Source organism: Tessaracoccus coleopterorum, assembly GCF_011174705.1.
Classification (GTDB): Bacteria; Actinomycetota; Actinomycetes; order Propionibacteriales; family Propionibacteriaceae; genus Arachnia; species Arachnia coleopterorum.
Genome location: NZ_JAANIJ010000001.1, coordinates 2,557,038 through 2,579,703, shown reverse-complemented (window position 1 = coordinate 2,579,703; position 22,666 = coordinate 2,557,038). Strand labels below are relative to the sequence as shown.

The 22,666-nt window shown below is 67.4% G+C and carries 21 protein-coding genes and 11 pseudogenes; 19 read left to right on the top strand and 13 right to left on the bottom strand.

Annotation, left to right across the window (positions count from 1 at the left end; all coding sequences use genetic code 11):
- Positions 1–40: 40 nt before the first annotated feature.
- The 3 genes and pseudogenes from G7085_RS35370 to arfB form a co-directional block, all read left to right on the top strand.
- A pseudogene (locus G7085_RS35370) lies at positions 41–169 on the top strand (GntR family transcriptional regulator); the annotation flags it as partial.
- Positions 170–308: 139 nt separating this feature from the next.
- A complete protein-coding gene (locus G7085_RS16570; protein ID WP_197512934.1) occupies positions 309–674 on the top strand; it encodes an FCD domain-containing protein in 366 nt (121 codons plus the stop codon).
- 154 nt (positions 675–828) lie between these two features.
- A pseudogene (arfB, locus tag G7085_RS16565) lies at positions 829–1,238 on the top strand (alternative ribosome rescue aminoacyl-tRNA hydrolase ArfB).
- A gap of 7 nt (positions 1,239–1,245) precedes the next feature.
- Here arfB and G7085_RS30900 read toward each other — a convergent pair.
- Positions 1,246–1,377, bottom strand: coding sequence for a hypothetical protein (locus G7085_RS30900; protein ID WP_269451899.1), 132 nt, complete (start codon positions 1,375–1,377; stop codon positions 1,246–1,248).
- A gap of 313 nt (positions 1,378–1,690) precedes the next feature.
- On the opposite strand from G7085_RS30900, the gene G7085_RS16560 reads away from it, so the two are divergent.
- Entirely contained in the window at positions 1,691–2,074 is a 384-nt protein-coding gene (locus G7085_RS16560) for a VOC family protein (RefSeq protein WP_231979623.1), read from the top strand.
- 183 nt (positions 2,075–2,257) lie between these two features.
- On the opposite strand, the gene G7085_RS16555 is transcribed toward G7085_RS16560, so the two are convergent.
- On the bottom strand, positions 2,258–3,523 hold the full coding sequence (locus G7085_RS16555; protein ID WP_231979622.1) for a tellurite resistance/C4-dicarboxylate transporter family protein: 1,266 nt from the start codon (positions 3,521–3,523) through the stop codon (positions 2,258–2,260).
- A 79-nt stretch (positions 3,524–3,602) separates the two neighbouring features.
- Positions 3,603–3,779, bottom strand: a complete 177-nt coding sequence (locus G7085_RS16550; RefSeq protein WP_197511789.1) for a hypothetical protein — start codon at positions 3,777–3,779, stop codon at positions 3,603–3,605.
- A gap of 84 nt (positions 3,780–3,863) precedes the next feature.
- On the opposite strand from G7085_RS16550, the pseudogene G7085_RS35365 reads away from it, so the two are divergent.
- The 3 genes and pseudogenes from G7085_RS35365 to G7085_RS30890 all read left to right on the top strand — a co-directional run.
- Positions 3,864–4,160: pseudogene (locus G7085_RS35365) on the top strand (GNAT family N-acetyltransferase); the annotation flags it as partial.
- A gap of 187 nt (positions 4,161–4,347) precedes the next feature.
- Positions 4,348–4,473: pseudogene (locus G7085_RS35360) on the top strand (DUF6194 family protein); the annotation flags it as partial.
- On the top strand, positions 4,451–4,810 hold the full coding sequence (locus tag G7085_RS30890) for a DUF6194 family protein (RefSeq protein ID WP_408647219.1): 360 nt from the start codon (positions 4,451–4,453) through the stop codon (positions 4,808–4,810). The pseudogene G7085_RS35360 and the gene G7085_RS30890, both read left to right, overlap by 23 nt.
- A 127-nt stretch (positions 4,811–4,937) precedes the next feature.
- Here G7085_RS30890 and G7085_RS16535 read toward each other — a convergent pair whose 3' ends face one another.
- Positions 4,938–5,204, bottom strand: a complete 267-nt coding sequence (locus G7085_RS16535; protein ID WP_197511787.1) for a hypothetical protein — start codon at positions 5,202–5,204, stop codon at positions 4,938–4,940.
- Positions 5,205–5,344: 140 nt separating this feature from the next.
- Here G7085_RS16535 and G7085_RS16530 point away from each other — a divergent pair, with 140 nt between their 5' ends.
- Entirely contained in the window at positions 5,345–5,839 is a 495-nt protein-coding gene (locus G7085_RS16530; RefSeq protein ID WP_197511786.1) for a hemerythrin domain-containing protein, read from the top strand.
- Between the two features lie 196 nt (positions 5,840–6,035).
- Positions 6,036–6,487: pseudogene (locus tag G7085_RS27115) on the top strand (DUF2249 domain-containing protein).
- A gap of 51 nt (positions 6,488–6,538) precedes the next feature.
- Here G7085_RS27115 and G7085_RS32975 read toward each other — a convergent pair.
- The 4 genes and pseudogenes from G7085_RS32975 to G7085_RS16495 all read right to left on the bottom strand — a co-directional run bounded on the left by G7085_RS32975 (position 6,539) and on the right by G7085_RS16495 (position 9,172).
- Positions 6,539–7,928 (bottom strand): annotated as a pseudogene (locus G7085_RS32975) (MFS transporter).
- A 65-nt stretch (positions 7,929–7,993) separates the two neighbouring features.
- The gene (locus G7085_RS16505) at positions 7,994–8,182 is read right to left on the bottom strand and encodes a hypothetical protein (RefSeq protein WP_197511782.1); all 189 of its coding nucleotides are present in this window, start codon (positions 8,180–8,182) and stop codon (positions 7,994–7,996) included.
- Positions 8,164–8,340 (bottom strand): hypothetical protein, encoded by a 177-nt coding sequence (locus G7085_RS16500; RefSeq protein WP_197511781.1) that lies wholly within the window; start codon positions 8,338–8,340, stop codon positions 8,164–8,166. The genes G7085_RS16505 and G7085_RS16500 overlap by 19 nt, the downstream gene beginning before the upstream one ends.
- 283 nt (positions 8,341–8,623) lie before the next feature.
- The gene (locus tag G7085_RS16495; protein WP_197511780.1) at positions 8,624–9,172 is read right to left on the bottom strand and encodes a hypothetical protein; all 549 of its coding nucleotides are present in this window, start codon (positions 9,170–9,172) and stop codon (positions 8,624–8,626) included.
- On the opposite strand from G7085_RS16495, the gene G7085_RS16490 reads away from it, so the two are divergent.
- The 5 genes and pseudogenes from G7085_RS16490 (at position 9,162) to G7085_RS16465 (ending at position 13,103) form a co-directional block, all read left to right on the top strand.
- On the top strand, positions 9,162–9,635 hold the full coding sequence (locus G7085_RS16490) for a hypothetical protein (RefSeq protein ID WP_197511779.1): 474 nt from the start codon (positions 9,162–9,164) through the stop codon (positions 9,633–9,635). The genes G7085_RS16495 and G7085_RS16490 overlap by 11 nt on opposite strands.
- 769 nt (positions 9,636–10,404) lie before the next feature.
- On the top strand, positions 10,405–10,797 hold the full coding sequence (locus G7085_RS16485) for a hypothetical protein (RefSeq protein WP_197511778.1): 393 nt from the start codon (positions 10,405–10,407) through the stop codon (positions 10,795–10,797).
- A gap of 197 nt (positions 10,798–10,994) precedes the next feature.
- The gene (locus G7085_RS16480; protein WP_197511777.1) at positions 10,995–11,195 is read left to right on the top strand and encodes a hypothetical protein; all 201 of its coding nucleotides are present in this window, start codon (positions 10,995–10,997) and stop codon (positions 11,193–11,195) included.
- Between the two features lie 85 nt (positions 11,196–11,280).
- Entirely contained in the window at positions 11,281–12,129 is an 849-nt protein-coding gene (locus tag G7085_RS16475; protein ID WP_197511776.1) for an McrB family protein, read from the top strand.
- A 102-nt stretch (positions 12,130–12,231) separates the two neighbouring features.
- Positions 12,232–13,103 (top strand): annotated as a pseudogene (locus G7085_RS16465) (5-methylcytosine restriction system specificity protein McrC).
- Between the two features lie 24 nt (positions 13,104–13,127).
- Here G7085_RS16465 and G7085_RS16460 read toward each other — a convergent pair.
- From G7085_RS16460 to G7085_RS27100, 3 genes and pseudogenes are all read right to left on the bottom strand, one after another.
- Positions 13,128–13,933: pseudogene (locus tag G7085_RS16460) on the bottom strand (DUF6357 family protein).
- Positions 13,934–14,538: 605 nt separating this feature from the next.
- Positions 14,539–14,781 carry an N-acetyltransferase gene (locus G7085_RS27105; RefSeq protein ID WP_231979620.1) on the bottom strand — a complete coding sequence of 81 codons (243 nt, stop codon included), beginning with the start codon at positions 14,779–14,781 and terminating at the stop codon, positions 14,539–14,541.
- Entirely contained in the window at positions 14,775–15,644 is an 870-nt protein-coding gene (locus G7085_RS27100; RefSeq protein WP_231979619.1) for a GNAT family N-acetyltransferase, read from the bottom strand. Before G7085_RS27100 ends, G7085_RS27105 begins: the two co-directional genes overlap by 7 nt.
- Positions 15,645–15,877: 233 nt before the next feature.
- On the opposite strand from G7085_RS27100, the pseudogene G7085_RS16445 reads away from it, so the two are divergent.
- Positions 15,878–16,327: pseudogene (locus tag G7085_RS16445) on the top strand (FABP family protein); the annotation flags it as partial.
- Between the two features lie 57 nt (positions 16,328–16,384).
- On the opposite strand, the gene G7085_RS16440 reads toward G7085_RS16445, so the two are convergent.
- Both G7085_RS16440 and ychF read right to left on the bottom strand, forming a co-directional pair.
- Positions 16,385–16,537, bottom strand: a complete 153-nt coding sequence (locus tag G7085_RS16440) for a hypothetical protein (RefSeq protein ID WP_197511773.1) — start codon at positions 16,535–16,537, stop codon at positions 16,385–16,387.
- Positions 16,538–17,568: 1,031 nt separating this feature from the next.
- Positions 17,569–18,641: pseudogene (ychF, locus tag G7085_RS16435) on the bottom strand (redox-regulated ATPase YchF).
- A gap of 286 nt (positions 18,642–18,927) precedes the next feature.
- Between ychF and G7085_RS32970 the strand changes: the two are divergent.
- The 4 genes and pseudogenes from G7085_RS32970 to G7085_RS30875 all read left to right on the top strand — a co-directional run.
- Positions 18,928–19,194: pseudogene (locus tag G7085_RS32970) on the top strand (ABC transporter substrate-binding protein); the annotation flags it as partial.
- 44 nt (positions 19,195–19,238) lie between these two features.
- Complete coding sequence (locus tag G7085_RS27095) at positions 19,239–19,769, top strand: ABC transporter substrate-binding protein (RefSeq protein WP_331716016.1); 531 nt, start codon at positions 19,239–19,241, stop codon at positions 19,767–19,769.
- A 60-nt stretch (positions 19,770–19,829) separates the two neighbouring features.
- A complete protein-coding gene (locus tag G7085_RS16420; protein WP_197512932.1) occupies positions 19,830–20,792 on the top strand; it encodes an ABC transporter permease in 963 nt (320 codons plus the stop codon).
- The gene (locus G7085_RS30875) at positions 20,789–22,627 is read left to right on the top strand and encodes an iron chelate uptake ABC transporter family permease subunit (RefSeq protein WP_197511771.1); all 1,839 of its coding nucleotides are present in this window, start codon (positions 20,789–20,791) and stop codon (positions 22,625–22,627) included. Before G7085_RS16420 ends, G7085_RS30875 begins: the two co-directional genes overlap by 4 nt.
- Positions 22,628–22,666: the final 39 nt, after the last annotated feature.

Genomic DNA, 22,666 nt, shown 5'->3' with positions numbered 1-22,666 from the left:
AAATGGGCATGATTGTCACGTGGGACACGACGGGACCTCCATGAGCGCGGTCGAGACGGCGAGAAGCTCTCTGGCAAGGATGATTGCCGCGGGCGAGTTGAGCATGGGCGAGTTGCTGCCCAGCGAGGCGGAGCTGTGCGAGCGCTTCGGGGTCTCCCGCAGCTCGCTGCGCGAGGCGCAGAAGATGCTCTCAGTGGCGGGCGTGCTGGACTCCAGGCCGGGGAGCAGGCCGACGGTCTCGATGATGAATGCCGACCAGATCATGGCGGGCCTGAAGATGGTCGTGCCCTGCTGCCGCTCCCCGGTTCATCGAACTCTTCCCTCTGCGGGAGGTCCTGGAGGGCCACGTCGCCGCGGCGGCCGCCGCGAAGCTCACGGACGGGGAGTGCGAGCGGCTCATGGAGCTCGCGCTCGAGCTGCGCGCCGAGGTGCCCAACAATCGGGCGCAGACCCTCGACGCCGACTTCCACGGCATGATCATCCGCGGCGCGGGCGACGAGGTGATCGCCTCTCTGCTGTCGGCGATCCGCCGTCGCGGGCAGGACTACCGGATCTTCGAGATGGCCCACGGGCATGAGCTGAAGGAGATCTCGGACGAGGCGCACGTCCAGATCGCGCGGGCCATCGCCGAGCGTGACCCGAGTCGGCGCGTTTCCTCGCGATGCAGCACGTGAGGGAGACCCGGATCTGGCTCGAGGGCCTGCAACCCGGGCCGATCGTCTTCGAGGGCTGACGTCGCTCCGTCATCGGGCGTCCGGGTTCACCCTGTTCCGGCTTCTGCGGCAGACTCGTAACCATGGACGACCTGCACGTGCCGCCGGGCCCGGCATCCCGAGCGGGCTGAGAATCCCGGCCCGGGATCTGGTGGAGCAGTTCTCCCATGCCTCCGGCCCGGGCGGCCAGGGGTCAACACCAGCGACTCGCGCGTCCAGCTCACCCTCGATGTGGCGGCGACCACCGGCCTGACCGACGCGCAGCGCCAACGGGCCCTCATCCACCTCGAGCAGCGGCTCGTGGGAACGACCCTGACCGTGAGCGCGGCGGAGCACCGGTCGCAGCTGCGTAACCGGGCGACGGCCCGGCTCCGGCTGGCGGCGCTGCTCCGGGACGCCCTTGCTCCGCCACCGAAGGCCCGCCGCGCCACGCGGCCGACCCGCGGCTCGCAGCTGCGGAGGCTGAGCGCCAAACGGTCACGGGCGGAGACGAAGCAGAACCGGCGCCGTCCGAGGCCCGACTGAGCCGGGCTCAGCCGATCTCGGCTCCCCAGCCGTCGAACGCGGTGCCGGTGTCGACGGCCAGATCCTCCATCTCGTCGACGAGGGCATCGAGCACATCGAGGCTGACGGCGTCGAACCTGCGGCTGGCCCCACCGTCCACTCGGTGCGCCGGCGGATGATCCCCACCCGGGCAGTGGAGATGTCGACCTCGTAACCGCGCCGCTCGAGCGCCGATTCGACGGCGCCGGCGTCACCGCCGCTCTCCGCGGCGAAGTACACGTCGACGTCGAGCGGGTCGCCCGGTTTGAACCCGAGCCCCACGAGTCGCTCCCACGTCTTCTGGTTCATCTCACGCTGGGTGGACATGGCCCACATCCTCGCACGGGCCCGACACGGCCGGTCGGCGCCGTCGGATTGCCTGGCCGGGCCGACTCATGGCGAGGCCGACCTAGGCTGACCCGATGGGCATCAGGATGCACAACGTCGGGATCGTCGTCGAGGACCTCACCGCGACCGTCGCGTTCTTCGGGGCGCTCGGCCTCACGCTGGAGGACAGGCAGTTCGTCGAGGGCGAATGGGCCGGCAAGGTGACCGGGCTGGGCGACCAGCGGGTGGAGATCGCGATGATGCGCACCCCGACGGGCACGGTCGGCTCGAGTTGTCGCGCTTCATCGAGCCGGGCGTCATCGCCGACCACCGCAGGGCGCCCGTCAATGCGCTCGGCTACCTGCGCGCGATGTTCACCGTCGACGACCTTGACGACACCCTGGCGCGTCTCCAGGGGTCGGGGTCGAGCCGGTCGGGGAGGTCGTGGCATTCGGAGACGTCTACCGGCTGTGTTACGTGCGCGGCCCTGAGGGATCCTGCTCGGCCTGGCGGAGGAGTTGGGCCGACCGGCCGCCGTCACCGGTTGAGCGTGGCCTGGATCTCCCGGATCGTGTCGCCGAGGATCCCCCGCGACAGCAGCCCCGCCCCGAGCGGCCCGTTGCTGTCCGACCCGACCGGAGGCAGGAGCCGCAGAACGTCCCTCTCGCCGGCGCTCAGCTGGCCCAGCTGCCAGTCAATCTCGGCCCGGACCGTCTGCTCGTCGCCGCCGAGCGATACCGCTTTGACGGCGTAGGCGGCGGCCCGAGTGCGTGGGCACCCATGTGCGCGACCGCCGAGGCCTGGGCCACCGACCGCGCCGCCGCCGCGCCCGCAGGCGTGGAGGCCGTGCCGGCGGCCTTCACCGCGATCATCCGCTTGGCGATCTCCTCGGCGGCACTGCCGCCTCCCGCCGCGTAGGCGAAGGTGCGTTCCAGCGCGTCGCGGATCTGCGCCTCCGCGGCCCTGTTCGCTACGAACAACCCGACCACCCGCTCCGCGCACGCGGCGGCCCAGCGGGCGACGACCCGGCGCTGCCCGTCCTCAAGCGTCTGGAGCGAAGCCATGGACAGATTCTGCCACCGTCGAGCCGCCCGGCCCGAGGGCAGGGCTGCCGCCCGGCCGGTGGCGACACGCACGACGTGCCGGAGCATCGCCACGAAGACCACCACCCACACCAGCACCGCCACGACCAGGGTCACCGAGCCGATGCCCTCGACGATCGGGAGCCTGTCGACGCGCCCCAGATTGATCGAGGCGACCGCGAACATGCCGACGGGAAACACGATCGACCACAGCGTCGGCACATACCGCAGCGGCACCCGGTGCCTGACGTGCCTCCAGAATCCGGCTCCGATGAGCATCGGGATGAGCCACAGGCAGAAGGTCCAGAAGATCGCGACGGTGCCGGCGATCAGCCGACCGGTCGCCTCGACCATCGGGGTCGGCTCCATCTCGACGATCCGGCTGCCCGCCACCACCGCGATGGCCATCGCGCCCATCGTCACCCAGTAGGGCGGTTCGAACTGCTCCGCCGTGATGCCGAAGTGCACGATGCGCAGCAGCACCAGCATCGCGACCGCGGCGTACAGCGCCACCCCGACCGACCAGGACAGGACGGCGAGCAGCGCCACCCACGCCTGCCCGCGTCCCGCCAGCGGCTGCAGCATGCTCATACCGATGGCGAGCGACTGACTCGCGACGGCCCAGATGAACCAGGTGCCATTGGTCCGTGCGAGGATCGGCCGCCCGTCGCGCCGCATCAGCACCTGCCACGGCAGGAGGTACCCGAAGACGAACCACACCAGCGCCGCGAACCCAACCAGGGCGACCGCCACTCCTGTGAAACCCTCCGCCAGCAACCGGACCGCAAGCACGTCGGTGGCGGCCACGACCGTGAAATAGGCGAAGGCCGTCTCGGGGCTCCGGAGGTCATGCAGCATCGCCTGCCGGAACGACACCGCCCGCCATACGTACAGAACCCACAGCCGAGGTAGGAGACGGCCGCGACGATCAGCAGCGTCAGCGAGAGCCCGACCAGCCAAGGTCGTGCAGCCCGATGGAGACGATGCCCGTCCCCATCACCATCGCGAAGTAGCCGGGCGACAGGGTCTCGACGGCGCGCGCCACCCAGCCGTGGTGGGCGCCCACCCGGGTCGCTGTCTCCATGCCCAACGCTACGGCTCCGCCTGCCTCCATGACCCTTCGAGCACGAAACAGCCCGGGTATTTTCCGCACCATTGCGCCCGCCCTCACACGTGAGGCTTCGATAGGGTTTACCGGATGGTCAGCTACCGCGTCGACACCATCCCCAACCAGGACGAGCTCACCGCCCTCTACGACTCGGTGGGATGGGCGGCCTACACGAGAGATCCGCAACGGCTCGCCGCCGGGATCAGTGCTTCGCTGGCGGTGGTGACGGCCTGGGACGACGATCGGCTCGTCGGCCTCGCCCGGGTCGTGGGAGACGGGCTGACCATCGTCTATCTGCAGGACATCCTGGTCGTCCCTGAACACCAGCGCTCCGGCATCGGCCGGGAGCTGTTCCGGCTGGTGTTCGAACCCTTCGGAGACGTGCGGCAGAAGCTTCTGCTCACGGACGACGAGCCTCGCCAGACAGCGTTCTACGAGGCCATGGGTTCACCGAGGTGCGTAACCTGTCGGAGCCGATTCAGGCGTTCGTGCAGTTCGGCTGACCCTCCCTGCGGAGATCTACCGGTTCGGCTGGTCCCGAACCTGTACTCCCCGACACGCCCATACTGGTCGCATGTCCATGGAACAGATCCTCGCCGAGGTCCGGGGATTCGACGGCGTCCTCGAACTGGCACCAGCGCCCGGCAGCGGGCACCCCGAGATCTCCTGGGGCGACCATTTCTTCTACTACGCGCCCGACGGCGTGGTGCCCACGAACCGGCAGGGCTACGCGACGATCGTCACCAAGGACTATCCGACGACGCCGCCTCCCGACTCGACGCCCCGACCGCTGGCGGCTGAACATCCACGTCGGGACGCAACGGTTCACGGAGCTGCTTGGCTACCCGCCCGCAGAGATCGACGCGGCGAGCATCGACTACAGCTTGGCCGACGCCTTCATCCCGCACCCGCTCTACGGCGCTTACGGCTGGGTGAGCATCGTGAACCCCGCTCCGGCGACAACCGCTCGCGTCCTCGAGCTCCTGCGCGAGGCCCACCTGGCCGACCGGCGACGCGTCGAGCGTCGGGCCCGGTAGCCCGATGGACGCCTCACCCGCGGCTCAGGCCTGCCCGCCCGCTACCGGGGCACGGGCGCCGACCTGCCGTTCGGTCACCCGACGCGCGCCCATCACGGCGTCGCGATGGAGGGCTACTTCTGGCGCTTCAGCGACCCGACGGCCGGCGCGTCGCCTTCGCCGGCGGAATCGTGGCGGCGGGATCGCTGCGGGTGGAGGTGACGGGGCTGGTCGTGCGGCTGCCCGGCGGTCCCGCGATCCGGCTGGGCGATCCGGTCATCAGCCCGACCTCGAGCACCTCGTAGGCGACCTCACCGTCACCGTCCACCGCTGGGGACGGCAGGTCCGGAAGGGACACACGCGGCTGGCGGCGCTCGAGCATGCCGGGCCAGAGCGGGCCCGGGGCGGGCTCCACCGTCGCGGGCTCGCCGCGACACTCACGGCGGAGCCCCCGGCCGGCAAGCCCTGACGCCGACCCCTGCCGGGCGCGCTATCGTCGAGGCAGGCCCTCACGGTGCCGGGCGGCACCCGCCGGGCCGTCCAAGGAGGACGAGCATGAGCACGAGCCCGACCGACACCAGCGAGGTATCTCTCGCCGAGGCCTTCACGCGGGAGCACCACCAGATCGACGCGGCCATCGACGAGTTCCTCACCTCGACGGAGCCGGACCCGCACCGGCGTGCGGTCCCGCTGCTGAACGCGGTGGAGGCGCTGCGTCGCCACATCTACCTCGAGGAGGACATCGTCTTCCCACATCTGCCGCCCGGGCCGCTGCTGATGCCGCTGCTGGTGATGCGGCGTGAGCACGGTGAGTTGTGGCGGCGCATGGACGACCTCGAACGCTCCATCGCCGCTCCCTCAACGAGCGGCGGGGACCTGGACGAGGCCTGCCGCGAACTGCTGGCGCTGTTGGAGAACCACAACGCCAAGGAGGAGCCGATCATCTACCCGCACATGGACACCGACCTCGACGCCGGTGAGCGCGGCCGCGTGCGGGAGCTGTTCAACAGCGGCACGCTGCCGGACGGCTGGGTCTGCCAGGACGCCTGAGCACCAACGACATCGCCCCGCCGGGCGGACCCCACCCGGACGTCCGTCCTGGTGCCCGTCTGCCCGGCCCGCGCCGTCCCGGACGCCTTGACCCGACGACACCGACCGGGGCTAAGGTACCCATTAGCACGAACTTCTCGTGTTAATCAGGGAGAGGCGCAGATGGCAACCGAAGCTGGGCTCGACGGGCCGCTCGATGCGACGGTCGGCTACCTCATCAAGGCCCTGCGGGCAGTTGGCCGGTCTGGTGACCCCGATGCCGCCAACCGGCTTGCCGCCCAGGCCTGGCTCAGGCTGCGCGACGTCGACCCTCGGCAGGCCGAGCGGATCAACGGTGCGATGCACTACCTGGCCCGTCTCCCCAGACAACGCGGCCCGATCCGACCAGTTCACCAACCACCCCGGAGGAATCATGAGCAACGACCCCAAACTCGACGTGCGCAACGACCCGCCGCAGCGTCGCCACGAGCTGATCCTGCAGAACTACCACGACCTGGAGTCGGGCAAGGGCTTCGAACTGGTCAACGACCACGACCCGAAGCCCTCTGGTACCAGTTCGACGCCGAGTTCAAGAACCAGTTCACCTGGGACTATCTCGAGCAGGGCCCGACCGTGTGGCGGGTCCGGATCGGCAAGCCCGAGGCCTGAGCAACATTCGTCGACTCCGCCGGGCGCCCGGCGGAGCCCATTCCCAGCCCCTTATCCCCGGGGTGCTCTCCTGCAGGATCTCGCCTTCCGGTTCCGGGTCATGGCCCGCTCGCCCCCATCGCCGCCCACGCGGAAGGCCGTCCCTCGCCCCGGCGGGACCGTGAGAACTCGCTGATCTCGGCCTCCACCCGCCGGCTGTAGGGCAGAAACAGCAACGCGATGATGCCGAGCAGGCCGAGGATGATCGGCACCCCGCCGTCGCGAACCTGATCCCCACTGTGCGCTCTCCGACTGCACCGTCGCCGTCTGGTCGTAGCCGTAGGCGGCGATGATCCACATGAAGAGCGTGGTCTGGGTGCCGATCAGCGGTGCGGACAGCAGGGCTCGCAGCGAGGCGAACGAGCCGGTCTTGCGGGTTCCCGTCAGCCGTTCGTTGTCGTCGACGAGGGCACCCTCCAGCGCGACGCCCGCCGTCATGATCGTGTAGCGCCCCGTCATGATGAACATGTAGCTGATCAGCACCTGCCACCACTGCGTCACGAAGAACAGTGCGCCGAGCCCACCCAGGTACGGCACGAAGGCGATGAAGATGGCGGTGCGGCTGCCCAACCGTTTGATCGCCCGCGCCACCAGGGAAGCAGCACCAGCACGACGACCATGGAGCCGACGTCGGTGATGGTCACCTCGGTTCCAGAGCTGCGGATCACATGGTCCATCAGGTACAGGAAGGCCGTGAAGTACATGCCCATCGGCGCCATCGCGGTGGTTCCGAACCCGAACCAGGCCCAGAACGCCCGCATCGTCACGATCGACTTCGCGTCGCTCCGCAACTGCGCCCAGGTGGCCGCCTCCTCACCGGCGTCGCCGCGTTCGTAGAGCTCGGGTGGGTCCTTGAGCTTGATCGCGGGCACGAGGTAGAGCACGGCGTTGAGTACGACGACCCCATCAGGATGGTGGCCACGGTGGTGTGCTCGGTGATGGCGTCTCCCACCAGGAGCTGGGTGGCGAGGATGGTCGCGAAGGCCGAGGTGATGTTACCCACCCACGCCTTGACCACCTCGACGTCGATCCGGTCCTCGCGGCTGGGAGCGGCCAGGTATCCGTAACTGACGGCGGAGATCAGGTAGAGCGTTGAGGCAACGTCAAAGAGGAACAGCTCCAACAGGAAGACGGCGAAGATCACACCCTGCGGCCACGAGGGCTGCTCCAGGCCATGGCTACCAGTCCGATGAGCATCAGGGGATGGTGCGCCGCATGACGTAGAGGAACTTGCCCCGCCCGGGCGGTACCGCATCTTGTCGAGCATGACGCCGAAGATCGGGTCGTTGAGGATGTTCCACAGGTTGAAGACGAGGTAGACCCAGCCCACATACTGAGGCGAGAGGCCGATGACGTCGGTGTAGAACTTGATGTAGACGTTGTGGATGATGACATTCGACATCCACGTCGCGGGCAGCGGTGTCGCCAGCAGGAGCTTCTGCCGCAACGACAGCGCCATGGCGGGCCCTACCGCCCCGTGCTCAACTCGAAGCGGCCGTCCCCGGGAGCGACAGAGATCCAGGCTCCCTCGCGCCGCGACTCGACCTCCGCACCGTCCCGCAGGACCGTGACCGGGCGCGTCTCCGGGACGAAGAACACCGACGGCGCCGCGCCGTCGGCCCCGATCCAGGAGGCCTTCAGCCGTCCTTCCTCCACCGACCAGGCCTCGGCGGTGCCTGCGAAGGCGACGGGTCGGGACGGGTGAGCGTCGCGGCCGCCTCCGAGCCGGCGAACCCCGGTTCCCACACCCAGTAGGTCCAGGACCAGCCGAACGAGTCGAAGAGGTCCAGCAGGAACTCGCCGTGGGGTCGCACGCCCTCTCCGAGGCTGAGGGCGCCCCACTCCCCACGATCACCGGAACCCGAGCCGTTCCTGCGTCTCCCTGTGACGGGAGAAGATGACGCCAGCGCGCACGTTGGAGGAGAGCGCGATGGCGGGGTGTCGACGGTGAGGTCGTAGCCGTGGGGCGAGTAGACCCAGGCGGGTCGTCCAGCGTCGGCTGCCCCGACGGCACGCCCAGGTTCGCGAAGTAGGAGTGCTCGCGGGCGAGCAGGGTGTCGCCGTCGACGGCGCGGACGGCCGCGGCGACCCGGGCCATCATGGGAGCCACCGCATCAACCTCGAAGGCCCGCACGAGAGGTTGGATGGCGTCGCCGAGCTGCCGGTAGAGGGCCTCGTCCTCGAGGCGGGCGAGCTGGGCGAGCTTCGCCTCGGGATCGGCGAAGTCGGCGAACACCTGCTGCGGGTCCTGGCCTGTGGCGACGGCGAATGTGCCGATGAGCGCCTCGAAGATGCCGGGTGCGGCCGACCCGGGGCCGGTTCATTGAGCAGGTCGTAGCCAAGGAGCGCGGGATGCCCGGCCACCCTGGCTGCGACGTGGGCCCACATGGCGGCGAACCGGTCCTGCAGCCCGATGCCACCCGGGCCGGGCGCATTGGCCCAGAACGCGTCGAGGGCCTCGTGCAGCGCCGGGCTACCCGCAGGCCGTTTGGAGGCCCCAATGATGAAGGCACTGAAAACCCTGGCCGGAGTTCTCCTCGCCGCCGTCTGTGTTGCCGTCGGAGCCTTCGCGGTGCGCCCGCTCCTCACCTCCGTCGGCTGGGGCGCGACGTCCGACTCCCGCGACACCCAGGTGATGAGCGCCATCCAGCGCACCGAGGAGATCGCTCTCGTGAGCCTCGGAATCCAGGGCATCCTCGAGGAGAGCAAGGAGTCGACGTTCCCGGGGGTCAAGGTTCCCGGCAGCAAGCGCCTCACTCTGATGCAGTACGGGTTCACCGCGAAGCTCGGGATCGACGGCGCGGGTGTCGCGATCGAACCGACCGGCGACGACGCGTACCGCATCTCGTTTCCCGAGTTCATCTTCATCGGACACGACAATGCGTCGTTCAAGGTTGCGGCCGAGGACAAGGGGCTGCTCAGCTGGGCCACACCTGAGATCGACACGATCGCGATGGTCAACGAGATCCTGACCGACAAGGCCAGGTCGGAGTACCTCAGCGCCAATGAGGAACTGCTGAAGGAACAGGCAACGGCCTTCTACACGTCGATCATCCGCGCGGTCGACCCGGCGATCGAACTCGAGTTCGTCTTCGATCGCACGGCCTGACCCACTCTGGCCGGCGACGAACCGGGCGACTCTTCCGCACGGCTCGGGGGTGAGAGTTCGAGGCCACGGTGTCGGCAGGGATCGTCACCACACCCGGATCGCGGAGCAGCGGCGACGCTGACCACCGCCGATCCAAGCCATCCGTTTGTCTGGCCTCGGCGAGGCCCGTGGGGCTCCAGTGACCTTTCGGCAAGAATGCGACCATGACAACCAACTCCGACGCCAACGAGCAGACACTCAGGTCCCGGCCAGCTGACGACATGAGAATCGCGTCTGAAGCTGGTGTTGTGATCGCCCACATGATCGGCGACGGTCGCTCGGTCATCGATCCATCGACAACTATCTGGACGCCAGCAGCAGCCGAGGATCTCCGAGGGAGGATCGAGGAAAACCAGATCGTAGGCAAGGGCCAAGGCCAATGGGACAAGCTTGACCTCCAACTGAAGGGGGCTAGTCGCGAGGTTATCCTCCTCGCCGCCGAAATCGCGTTTCTGCGCGAGCACCCCCTACGATCAGCCCTCCCGCAGACTCGCCGTTCCCATTGGAGCGGATCCTCACCCACCTCGAGCAGCCAATCCCGGTACCCGAACCAATGGCGACGTGGCTGGCTCGTCCTTCTAACACCGCTGGATTCGAAGGCGGCACCTGGTACAACGGCTCCCTGTGGCTCCACGTCATTTGGATCGCCACCTTCGTACGGCACTGGACCGGCCTCCCCGAGAGCGCACGCGAGGCTGCGCGCACGGACCCTTGGAAGCTCCAGCAGGCAATGCTCGACTCGGGCCCAGACCGCTCGGAGATCCGCAACGCCATCCAGTTCCTCGCTCGACCTGATGTCTTTGAGCCAATCTCATCAGCATCAATGAAGAAGCGGGTCCGCAACGGTCTCTCCGACCTCATCGGCGGCCCGGCCGGCGATACAGCGGCCGCGATCGACCGTGACTTCGTCAAGATCCGCGGCACCCTCGCCTCAATGGTCGACGGACCCTTCAACTATTGGACGCCTGGTGTGGAGGAGCGCTGGAACGCAGATCCCCGTCCGTCAGATTCGTCAAGTCCGCAGGCAACGGACCCGAACGAACCACGTCAACGGCGCTACTGGCTCTTCTCCCCGGCCCCGGAGCCTCGAATTGGGCCCGGTGCCATGAGGAGGGTCTCATAGCCATCGGCTGGGGCGAGCTGGGGGACCTCTCTCAGTATCCGAGCAGGGAGGCGATCCGGAACGCTCTCGGGGGCGCGGATGGTCCGGGTAGCAGGAGAAATGACGTCCTTGCTCTTTGGCAGTTCCAGAACGAGGTCGCAGAGGGCGACATCGTCTATGCCAAGCGAGGCAGGCGTGAGATCGTCGGCCGCGGCGAGGTGACGTCAGGCGCCCGCTTCGACGGGATGCGCGACTCATATCCACATGTCCGCTCGGTGAAGTGGACCCACGAGGGATCTTGGGAGCACCCAGGCGATGCGGTGACGAAGACCCTCACCAACATCACCCCTACCAGGGCTACGTCGAAGAACTGGAGGCCCTCCTACTGGGCGATGAGGAGTCGGATACGCAGGTCCTGAACGTGAGTCCGATACCCCCTACGGGAGGGATGAGTTCCTCAGCGAGGTCTACCTCACCGGCGAGCGCTACAACCGGCTACATGGGTTGCTGCTACGCAAGAAGAACGTAATCCTCGCAGGACCGCCCGGCGTGGGGAAGACGTTCGCGGCCAAGAGGCTAGCCTACGCCGTCATGGGTGAAAAGGACCCGAGCAGGGTCCAGTTGGTCCAGTTCCATCAGAGCTACTCTTATGAGGACTTCATCATGGGCTACCGCCCTACCGAAGCCGGTGGTTTCTCGCTTGTTGAAGGCCCGTTCTACCGGTTCTGCGAGAAGGCCCGCGCCGACGACATCGATCGGCCGTACTTCTTCATCATCGACGAGATCAACCGCGGCAACATCTCACGGATCTTCGGAGAGCTTCTCATGCTGATCGAGGCTGACAAACGCGGGCATGAACTTCGGCTCCTCTATAAGAACGAAACCTTCTCGGTACCAGTGAACGTCCACCTCATCGGCATGATGAACACGGCCGATCGCAGCCTCGCCGTCCTCGACTACGCTCTCCGCCGCAGGTTTGGATTCTTCCCGATGTCGCCCGAATTCTCGTCGGAAGGATTCGGGCGGTGGCTGGAAGAGGCTCAAAACACTTCGCTGAACAACCTCGTGGAGGTGGTGTTAGCCCTCAACGAAGTGATCTCAGACGACCCGCGCTGGGCGCTGGCTTCACCATCGGCCACAGCTACCTGTCTCGACCCGCCGACGGCGTGGCGGACTGGGTACATTCCGTTGTCGAAGATGAGCTCGTTCCGCTGCTCGAGGAGTACTGGTTCGATGAACCTGCCAAGGCAGCCGAGTGGTCAGACCGGCTCCGGACAGCGGTGGCATGAGCGCCAGCCCGATCGCCATCCGCAACGTGTACGTGATGCTGGCGTACGCGTTCAGGTCGATTGATCACTCGGGCACACGCCGGATCGCGGGTGAAGACTTCACCCATATGCATGACCTGCTCGGGGAGATCCTCCTCCGCGGGATCGGAGCGGAGGTCAAACGGGGCTGCACCGGGACTATCTCCGAACGGATGATGACCTCCCCACGGTCCGTGGCCGCATCGACATCTCCCGTACAGCGGCAGCTGGCCTCAGAGCCCGCGGGAGGTTGCGCTGCGAGTTCGACGAGTACCAGATGGACACGCCACAAAACAGGGCATTGAAGGCAGTCCTCGTACTTCTCATCCGCCATGGCACGCTGGAAGCTGGCCGCCGGGACGCTCTCCGCCGACTCCTGCCGTATCTCGATGCCGTGGCACTCATCTCTCCGGCGGCCATCCAATGGGAAAAGCTCACCTTTCATCGCACCACGGCGGGGTATCGTCTGCTGCTCGGGTCTGCGAGTTCATCGTCCGCGGGCTTCTCCCAACCCAGGATGCGGGAAACACCAGGCTCGCCACCTGGGTCTCCGATGATGCCATGAGCAGCCTCTTCGAAAGGTTCCTGCGGGAGTACTACCTATTCCACCATCCAGGGCTCCGTCCAAAGGCGGCCACCGTCTCCTGGGACTATGAGGAACACGGGGCCAGGGGGACCTCGCAGCTTCCGTCTATGCGAACCGACGTAACCTTGCGCGGCTACCGAAGGACGCTGATCATCGATGCCAAGTACTACAGCAACTCGATGCAACACTTTAGGGACAAGCGGTCGATTCACTCGGGTCATCTCTATCAGATGCTGGCCTACACCCAAAACGCCGACGTGTCCAGAGACGGCTCGGTCAGCGGGCTTCTCCTCTATGCGCGAACCGATGAAGGGGAGCACCCCGAGCTCGATGTTGTGATCCGGGGCAACCGGATAGGCGCCCGCACCTTGGATCTCAACCTCCCATGGAATGACCTAAGTACCCAACTCGAGGACATCCTCAACTGGCTCTGATGCAGCGACCCACGCTGCACCCTTCTACCGATCGCGTTCGCGGTCTGCCGCCTCGGAACACATCAGGAACGCCACGCTCCGCACAGTGTCCACCGCGAGCTCCGGGTAGGCCCCTGCAGGGCTGACTCGACGGCCGCGGTCATCGCTTCCCAGTCCTTCTTCCTCGTTGAGTTCCTGCCGCCCAGCACCGGGCGCCGGATCCGCATCCCGGCGGATGCCTCCTCGGCGGTGCCGATCACCTGCAGGACCCTCGCCCGGAACCTGGAGGGGACGGAGCCGGGCTTCCGCGCGGGAATGTTGGCCCCGGTCAGGTACTGGCCCGTGTACTTGAGCACCGCCGTGTCCAACTCGGAGAGCCTGACGCCGCGACGCTGCCTTCCCTTGTTTGCCCGATACTCCTGCGCCAGCTCGTGGTTGGCGGCAGCGGTTCCGCGTTCCATGGCCGCGAGGACATCGCCGCGCTCCAGTAGGGCGATGTCGGCTCCGTGCGCGACGAGCAGGTCCTTGCGCCAACTGACGGCGCCGAGCGTCGCGATGACCTCGTCCGGCGTTCCGAGCAGAATCGGGTCCAGCAGCGCCACGGCCACGTCCTCGTCGATGGGGCGATCGATGCCGGCCGCATCACACAGAGGCATCAGCGCACTGTTGAGAATCAGGAACCGGGCAGGTCTTCGCGGATCGCGTCCGCCTGTTCTGTTGTGAGGGCAATGTCGAACTCCCGGGGTCGTGCAGCGGCCCCGCTCCCCGATGATCGCGAGCCTCAGGCCAGCGTCGACGCGGACCACCTTCGGTAGCCAGCCGTTCCCACTGCTGAACACAACCTCACACATGGCGACCTCCTCGGCACCGATGCTACTGCGGGTGCGAGGCAAGCCAGCCGACGGGAAACCCCGTCGGACAAGCCGTGCAGGCTCACCGGTTGACCCGGGCGCTTGCATGTCGTCTTCCAGCACCCGTCGGGTAGCCGGCAATGCGCACCGGGTGAGCCGGCCACGTCCGCGAAGTCGACCGGCGCCCGAGGCGGATCGATTCGTCAGGGCCGAGGTAGCGTTTATGCATGGGACGGCGCGTGCTCCAGATCGGGATGGATCCAGCGGTCATCGATTTCAGCCCCTGGCCAGGCCAGGACGCGGCGGCGCTCCGGGCGCGGATCGCCGAGGCTGAGGCCTCGTTGCGCGAGGCCGGGTTTGACGTCACCTCGTGTCTACTGCCCGAGGATGTGAGTGCCGCCGAGGCTGCCGTCCGGGGCTGCCTGGCCAGCGCTTCCTTCGACGTCATCGAGATCGGGTCGGGTCTGCGCACCTCGCATGGCTACACGCCCATCTTCGAGCGCGTCGCCAACACCGTGGTGGCATTGCAACCAGGCGTGCCGCTCTGCTTCAACGACTCCCCGAGACGACGCTCGAGGCAGTGCTCCGCGTGCTGGAGGGCTGAACTATCGCACCGCCGCGCCCGGACCCTCAGGGGCATGGCCCGCACCGTCCAGCGGTTTCACCATGATCAGGCAGGGGGTGCCCTCGCCCCACAGGTCCGTCTCCTCGAGTGCCAGGAAGCCACACCTCTCGTAGAAGTGGCGCGTCCGCGCGTATCTCTCATCGGGGTGGGACGGGCCGAGCGTCTTCACCTCGAGGAGCCGCACACCGCGCGCGACCGCGTCGATCTCGATCGCCCTCAGCATCTCGGTCCCCACCCGGCCCCGTGCGCGCCACGATCGACCACCGTCAGGTGGATCTCCGCGATGTGCGGGAAATGCCAATCCACCAGTGTCACCCCGACGACGGCGCCGGTAGCGTCGCGGACCGTCCAGGTTTCCTTCGTCCGGGCCGCTTCGACGTACTCGGCGGTGGACTCCGGCTGCCCGAACCACTCGGGTACCGTCGCGAGAAGTCGTTCTACGTCGGCGGGTACCTGTACGTCACGTACCGCGACCCAGCGAACCTCCGTCATGTTCCTGCAGCCTGCCGAGCCGCTGGCCCGCTCATTGACGACGCCGTACACATACATGTCACGGGGCACCCGACCGACCGTCTGCCACGACCGGAGCAGGCCTTCACGAAGGTAGCCGCACGCCTCGGCGGTGCGCCAGGATCCCTCGTTCCAGGGCTCGACGTAGAGCTGCAGCCGGTGTACCTGGTCCAGGCCGAGCACCCACGCCGTCAACGCCGACAGCGCCGCCCGGGCGTAGCCGTGGCGGCGGAACTGCGGGGCGATCCAGTACCCGGTCGAGGCTCTGCCGGTTGCGATGTCTCGGGTCCAGAGCCCGATCTGGCCGACGGCCTCGTCCGTCGCGGCGTCGGCGATCGCGAACGAGTAGCCGGTGCCTTCGGCGAGGCGGGAGTGCTGCCGCTCCAGAAAGGCCAGCGCCTCGTCCCGGGTACCGCCGCGCGGGACCGTCGTGATCAGGGGAATCAGCGGATCGGATGCCACCGACATCACCAGGTCGGCATCGCGCTCCTCGAACGCCCGGAGGATGACGGAGCCGCCGTCGAGCCTCGGCATCCACTGTGGGAGTTCGGGGACGAGTCCGTCATCGTTGCTCATGCCCGGAAGCGTAGCCATGTCACGAGTTCGGATGGAGGAAGCGGGGCACCTCTCCGCAGCGCTGGATGCAGGGACGAGGCCTCCTGGTCGCGCGCGAGGTGTTCGGCATTGAGGCGGGCGCCCGGATTCAGTCCTAGATCGAAGCCGGGACTCCACGACGACCAAGGTGATACGTTCGGCTCACGCAGGAAGGGCAACACGATGACGCTTCATCCCGGGCTCACCCCGTCGCCGGCCTCGTCGGGACCTGGCGTGGCGAGGGCAACGGTGAGTACCCGACGATCACCTCCTTCCTCTACACCGAAGAGGTGACGTTCACCGACGTGGGCAAGCCGTTCCTCCACTACGTGCAGCGGACCTGGTCGCCAGCCGGTGTGCCCATGCACACGGAGACCGGGTACCTGCGGGTCATCGACGGCACCTCTGTGGAGTTCGTGTTGGCCCAGCCGACCGGGCAGACGGAGCTGGCGCAGGGGCATCTTGCGCCGACTACCGCCGGTTTCTCCTGCACGCTCACATCGCAGGTCGTCAACTCCGGCAGCGCCAAGCACGTCGACGCGACGCAGCGGCACCTCACGCTCGAGGGCGATGTGCTCACCACCGGGTTCTCCATGGCGGCGGTCGGCGTCCCGATGACCCACCACCTGGCCTCGGAGTTGCACCGGGAGTCGCCGTCGCCGTAGTGGCCTGCCTTCCTTGCGGCCTCGGCAGCCCTTGAAGTTCGTGCGTCAGCCTGTGACTCAGCGTTCCTCCGGCACCAGCGCGGCCGCGGCCTCGTCGGCTGGGAGGAGCAGGTGCGCGACGCGCTCGCGTTCGGCCTCGTCCTCTTCGTCCTCATAGAGGTCGGTGAGGAGGTCACGGACGAGATCCGCGAAGTCCGAGAAGACGGACAACGGCTCATCGGCCTCCGGGGCCAGCAGAAGGTACCGGCCGCGCCCGCGAAGGCATGCGTCGTGTCACATGCCCACAGCGGAACCAGTTCCTCATCAACTGCACCCATCGCCGTCTCCGCCACCTCCGGCCATACCGGCCTGGCCCGGTACCAGAGCGCAGGGCTGATGCTCTCACCGCCGTCGACGGCGATCCTCCCAACCACATCCGGCAGGCCGAGGGCCCGGATCCGGCCCGGGAGGTCATTACTGGAGTCCACCATGCCCTGGATCCTCGCACCGGAGCGGGTCATGCACCTGCCAGGCGGACGGCGACGGGATTCTGCCGGGGCCGTTGGTCTGTGCCACTACGGGCTGAACCCGCTCGACACTTGAGTGGGTGGGCGCTCCTCGGGTCTCTGCACCGAGTCGGGAGAGATCGTCGGGGACGACCACCCGCAGTCGGTTGAGCCGGGCCGGCGACGAGGAACGAGACGCCGCCCGTGTCGAAACCACCCCGACGATGAGCAGGTACCCAACCACAAGCAGGTCAGCTCTACTCAACTCTCTGCACCAAGTCGGGAGTGGCTTCGACACGGCCCGGCGCTCCGCGCGGGGCCGGCTCAACCGACTGCTGTGGTCGGGATCCTGGCTGTAGTCGGGCTTCTCGCTGTGCTCGGGTCTGCACCTGCTCGGAGTCCTCGCCGGGGACGGCCACCAGCAGTCGGTTGAGCCGGGCCGGCGACGAGGAACGAGACGCCGCCCGAGTCGAAACCACCCCAGACGACAGGCAGGGACCCAACCACAAGAAAGTCAGCTCTACTGAACTCTCTGCACCGAGTCGGGAGTGGTTTCGACACGGCCCGGCGCTCCGCGCGGGGCCGGCTCAACCGACTGCTGCGGTCGGGATCCTAACTGTGGGTGCGCTCCTACACCGACCCGGAAGACCTCGTCGGGGACGGCCAGAAGCAGTCGGTTGAGCCGGACCAGGACAAGATAACGAAGCCCCGCCGATCACGAAGATCGACGGGCCCACCAAGCAGAATCAGCTCACATCAAACGTTGAAACGGAACTCCACCACGTCGCCGTCCTGCATCACGTAGTCCTTGCCCTCGAGGCGCAGCTTCCCGGCCGCCTTGGCCGCGGCCTCGGAGCCGGTCGCAACCAGATCCTCGAAGCTGACCACCTGGGCCTTGATGAAGCCCTTCTGGAAGTCCGTGTGGATCACGCCGGCGGCCTCGGGCGCCGTGGCGCCCTTCCTGATCGTCCAACCGCGCGACTCCTTGGGCCCGGCGGTCAGGTAGCTCTGCAGGCCGAGCGTGTCGTAGCCGACGCGCGCCAGCACATCCAGGCCCGGCTCCTCGACGCCCATCTCGGCGAGGAACTCGCGGGCCTCATCCTCCTCCATCTCGACGAGCTCGGACTCGAACTTCGCGTCGAGGAAGATGGCCTCACTCGGGCGACGATGTCGCGCATCTTCTGCTTGAGCTCCTCGTTGGCGAGCTCGTCCTGGTCGCAGTTGAACACGTACAGGTACGGCTTCGCCGTGAGCAGGTGGAGCTCGTACAGCTCCTCGAGGTCGAGGCCGGCGGTGCGGACGCCCTTGCCCGCCTCGAGCGCATCCTTGGCCGCGGCGAAGGCGCCGGCCTTGGGCTGCGACTCCTTCTTGATCCGCGCCTCCTTCTCGATGCGCGGCAGCGCCTTCTCGACGGTGGCCAGATCGGCGAGGATCAGCTCGGTGGTGATGGTGTCGATGTCGTTGGCGGGGTCGACCTTGCCGTCGACATGCGTGACGTCCTCATCGGTGAACACGCGGGTCACCTGGCAGATCGCGTCGGCCTCACGGATGTTGGCGAGGAACGCGTTGCCCATGCCCTCCCCCTGGGAGGCGCCCTTCACGATGCCCGCGATGTCGACGAAGCTGACGGTGGCGGGAATGATCCGCTCGGAGCCGTAGATCTTCGCGAGCTCAGGGAGCCGCGCGTCGGGCACGCCGACGACTCCGACGTTGGGCTCGATCGTCGCGAACGGGTAGTTCGCCGCGAGCACGTCGTTGCGGGTCAGTGCATTGAACAGGGTCGACTTGCCGGCATTAGGGAGACCGACGATTCCGATGGTGAGTGCCACAAGGGGTGAGCTTACCCGTCGCCCCTGCGTCGGCCGAACCCGGACCCCCACCCGCCCTGCAGCCAACCCCAGAGAGTCCACCTTTTGATCAGAGTTGCGTTACTTAAATCTGACCGGTTAGGGTTACCTAAGTCGCGACTGACACACTTCCCCTACGGAAAGACCACGATGAAGCCGAGCACCCGCATCCTGGCCGCCACCGCTGCCGGTCTCCTCGCACTGACGACCGCCTGCGGCGCCAGCACCCCACCGACCCAACAGCCGCGGGCTCCGCCCGGCAGCGACGATCACCGTCACCCACGCTCAGGGAACCGTCGAGCTGGACGGCCCCGCCCAGCGCATCGTCGTCCTCGACCACGGCTCGCTCGACACCGTCCGCGCTCTGGGTGCATCCGACACCGTCGTGGGCGTCGCGAAGGGTCAGCGCCTGACCGACCCCGTCAAGGACTTCGCCGATGACGAGAAGTACGTCAACGTCGGCACCCTCCAGGAACCTGACTTCGAGAAGATCGCGGCGCTGCAGCCCGACCTCATCATCGCCGGCTTCCGCTCGGCCAAGCAGCAGCCAGAGCTGAACAAGATCGCCCGACTGTCGACATCACCTTCGCTTACGACAAGGGCTACTACGCGGGCCTCGCGTCCGCGACCAACATCATCGCGGAGGCCCTCGGCAGGCAGGACGAAGCCGCAGTCCAGCTCAAGGAGCTTGAGGACGCGATCGCCAAGGCAAAGACCCACGTCGACTCGGCCAGGAACGCCATGGTCCTGATGACCTCTGGCGGCAAGGTTTCCGTGCACGGAACCGACTCACGCTACGGCGTCCTCTACAACGACCTCGGCATCAAGCCCACCATCTCCGACGTCGAGGCCGAGGCCCACGGCGACGCGATCTCCTTCGAGGCGATCCAGCAGGCCAACCCCGACATCATGTTCGTCGTCGACCGCGACTCGGCCGTCGGCGAGGAGGGTGCCTCCGCCGAGGAGGTCCTCGACAATGAGCTGATCGCCAGCACCACGGCCTGGACCAACCAGGACGTCGTCTACCTGGACGCCGCCCGCTGGTACATCCTCATCCATGGCGTCGACAACGCCGTCGAGATGATGAAGGGCGTTTCGGAGGGGCTGTGACCACCGCACCCGCCAAACCCGACGCGCGAAGGACGGACAAGCCCGCCGGTCGGCCCTCAGCTGGGGCTGGCTCGGCGGGCTCGCGGTGCTTCTGGCGCTGGCCACCGGATCGCTGTTCGTCGGGGTCGCGGACCTCTCCCGCTCGACTTCCTGAGCGGGGAGGCCACCGCCGAGCAGAAGCTGAACCTCTTCGCGTACCGCATCCCCCGCACGGTCGCGGTCCTGCTGGCCGGGGCCGCGTTGGCCCTCTCCGGCCTGCTCATGCAGTTGCTGGTGCGTAACCGCTTCGTCGAGCCCGGCACCGTCGGCACCACCGAGTCGGCGGGCGTCGGCATCCTGATCGCCGTCATGGTGTTCCCGTCGGCCCCACTGATCGTGAAGATGTCGATCGCCGTCGCCACCGCCCTGATCGGCACCGCCGTCTTCATCCGCCTAATCCGTGCCCTCCCACCGCGGGCGCCTATCGTGGCGGTCCCGCTGGTCGGCATCATGCTCGCCGGCGTCATCTCGGCGGGCACCACGTTCGTGGCCTTCCAGTTCGACCTGCTCCAGAGCCTCGGCATCTGGATGCAGGGCGACTTCTCCGGCGTCCTGCGCGGCCGCTACGAACTGCTGTGGATCCTCGGCGTCATCGGCCTGCTGCTGTGGATCTTCGCGGACCGCTTCACAGTCGCATCGTTGGGTGAGGAGCAGGCGACCTCGCTCGGCCTGTCGTACAGGGCGACGCTGAACCTTGGCCTTGCACTCGTGGCCGTCGCCTCCGCCGTCACCCTCGTCGTGGTCGGAGCGATCGGATTCGTCGGCCTGATCATCCCCAACCTGATCACCATGTGGCGCGGCGACAACCTGCGCCGCAACATCGCTCTGACGGCGATCGCCGGCTCGCTGTTCGTGCTGGTCTGTGACCTGCTCGCCCGCACCGTCAACTTCCCCTACGAGATCCCTGTCGGCACCATCTCCGGCGTGCTGGGCGGCATGATCTTCCTGGTTCTCCTGCTCACCGGAAGGATGAAGACCCGATGAGCATCAAAGCGACCACCGCGCCCCTCGCCCCGGTCAGGCGCCCGCTGGCTCCGGCCACCCGGCTGTGGATCGGGCTGGCCGTGTGCGTTCTGGCCTGTGTCGCCTTCATGTCGATCAACGTCGTCGGCCCACCCGAGTTCATCCTCGCCTTCCGCGGCCGCAAGGTGCTGGCCATGGTGCTGGTCGGCTGGGCGACCGGTGTCGCCACCGTCGCCTTCCAGACCGTGACGAACAACCGGCTGCTCACGCCCTCGATCCTCGGCCTGGACGCGCTGTACGCGTTCATCCAGACGATGCTGGTGTTCCTGCTCGGCGTCAGCTTCGTCGGCACGATCGGCCCCTACGCCATGTTCACCATCAGCCTCACTCTGATGCTCGCCTCGGCGATGGCCCTGACGGGGCTGCTGTTCGGCCGCAAGGGACGCTCCGTCTACCTCGTGGTTCTCGCCGGCCTGGTGCTCGGCTCGATCCTGCGCTCCCTGTCGTCGTTGATCTCCCGGGTACTCGACCCGGTGAGCTACCTGGTGCTGCAGGGCAACCTCTTCGCGTCCTTCAACGCCGTCAATCCGGAGCTCATCGGGGTGGGCGCGATCGTGGTCGCGGCCGCCAGCTGGTGGTTGTGGCGGCAGCGTCACACCCTCGACGTGCTGACGCTCGGCCGCGAGTCGGCCATCAGCCTCGGCGTCGACTACCAGCGCACGGTGCGCGCGGTCCTACTGGTCTCCACGCTGCTCGTGTGCGTATCGACCGCCCTGGTCGGCCCATCACGTTCCTCGGTCTCATCGTCGCGGCGGTCGCCTATCAGATCGCGGGCAACGGCAGACACGCCTACACACTCCCATGGCGGGGCTGCTCGGCGTCGCGGTCATCGTCGGCGGCCAGGCGATCCTGGAACAGGTCTTCGGGCTCGGCACCGTGCTGTCCGTCATCATCGAGTTCACCGGAGGCATCGCCTTCATCTGGCTCGTCATCAGAAAGGCGTCACGCTCATGATCGAGATCAAGGAAGTCACCAAGCGCTACGGCCGCACCGTCGTAGTCGACGACGTCACGGTGTCGCTGCCCACTGGTGGCGTGACGGCGATCGTGGGCGCCAACGGCGCGGGCAAGTCGACCCTGCTGTCGATGATCGCGCGGCTTCTGGGCGCCGACAACGGCCAGATCACGGTCGGCGGCCTCGACATCGAGAAGGCCGACTCACGCGAACTGGCCCGGCGCCTTGCCATCCTGCGTCAGAGCAACGACCTCAACTCGCGCCTGACCGTGCAGGATCTGGTCGCGTTCGGCCGCTACCCGCACAGCGGTGGACGACTCACGACGAAGGACCGCGAGGCCATCGACCAGGCCATCGGCTGGATGAACCTCGAGGACCTGCGCGACCGGTTCCTCGACGAGATGAGCGGCGGCCAGCGGCAGCGCGCGTTCGTCGCCATGGTGCTGGCACAGGACACCGAGTACGTACTGCTCGACGAGCCGCTCAACAACCTCGACGTGGCCCACGCGCACGCCATGCTTCAGACGTTGCGCCGGGCTGCCGACGAGCTCCACAAGACGGTGGTGATCGTCGTGCACGACATCAACTACGCATCCTGCTGGGCCGACCAGATCGTCGCCATGAAACACGGCCGGATCCGGGCCATCGGGTCGCCCCGCGAGATCGTGGTGCCGGAGACGCTGCGTGACGTGTTCGACCTGGAGATCGAGGTCGCCGAGTTCCGTGGCCGCCGCATCGCGCACTTCTACCTGCCGGTGCCGATGTGCGGTCACTGCAACCGGTCGACCACGGACGGGTGCTGCCTGGACGGCTCGCCGCACGTCCAGGGCCCGTACCGCTGACCCTGAGCATGCCGACCGCCGTCTGAGGGCGCCCTGGGC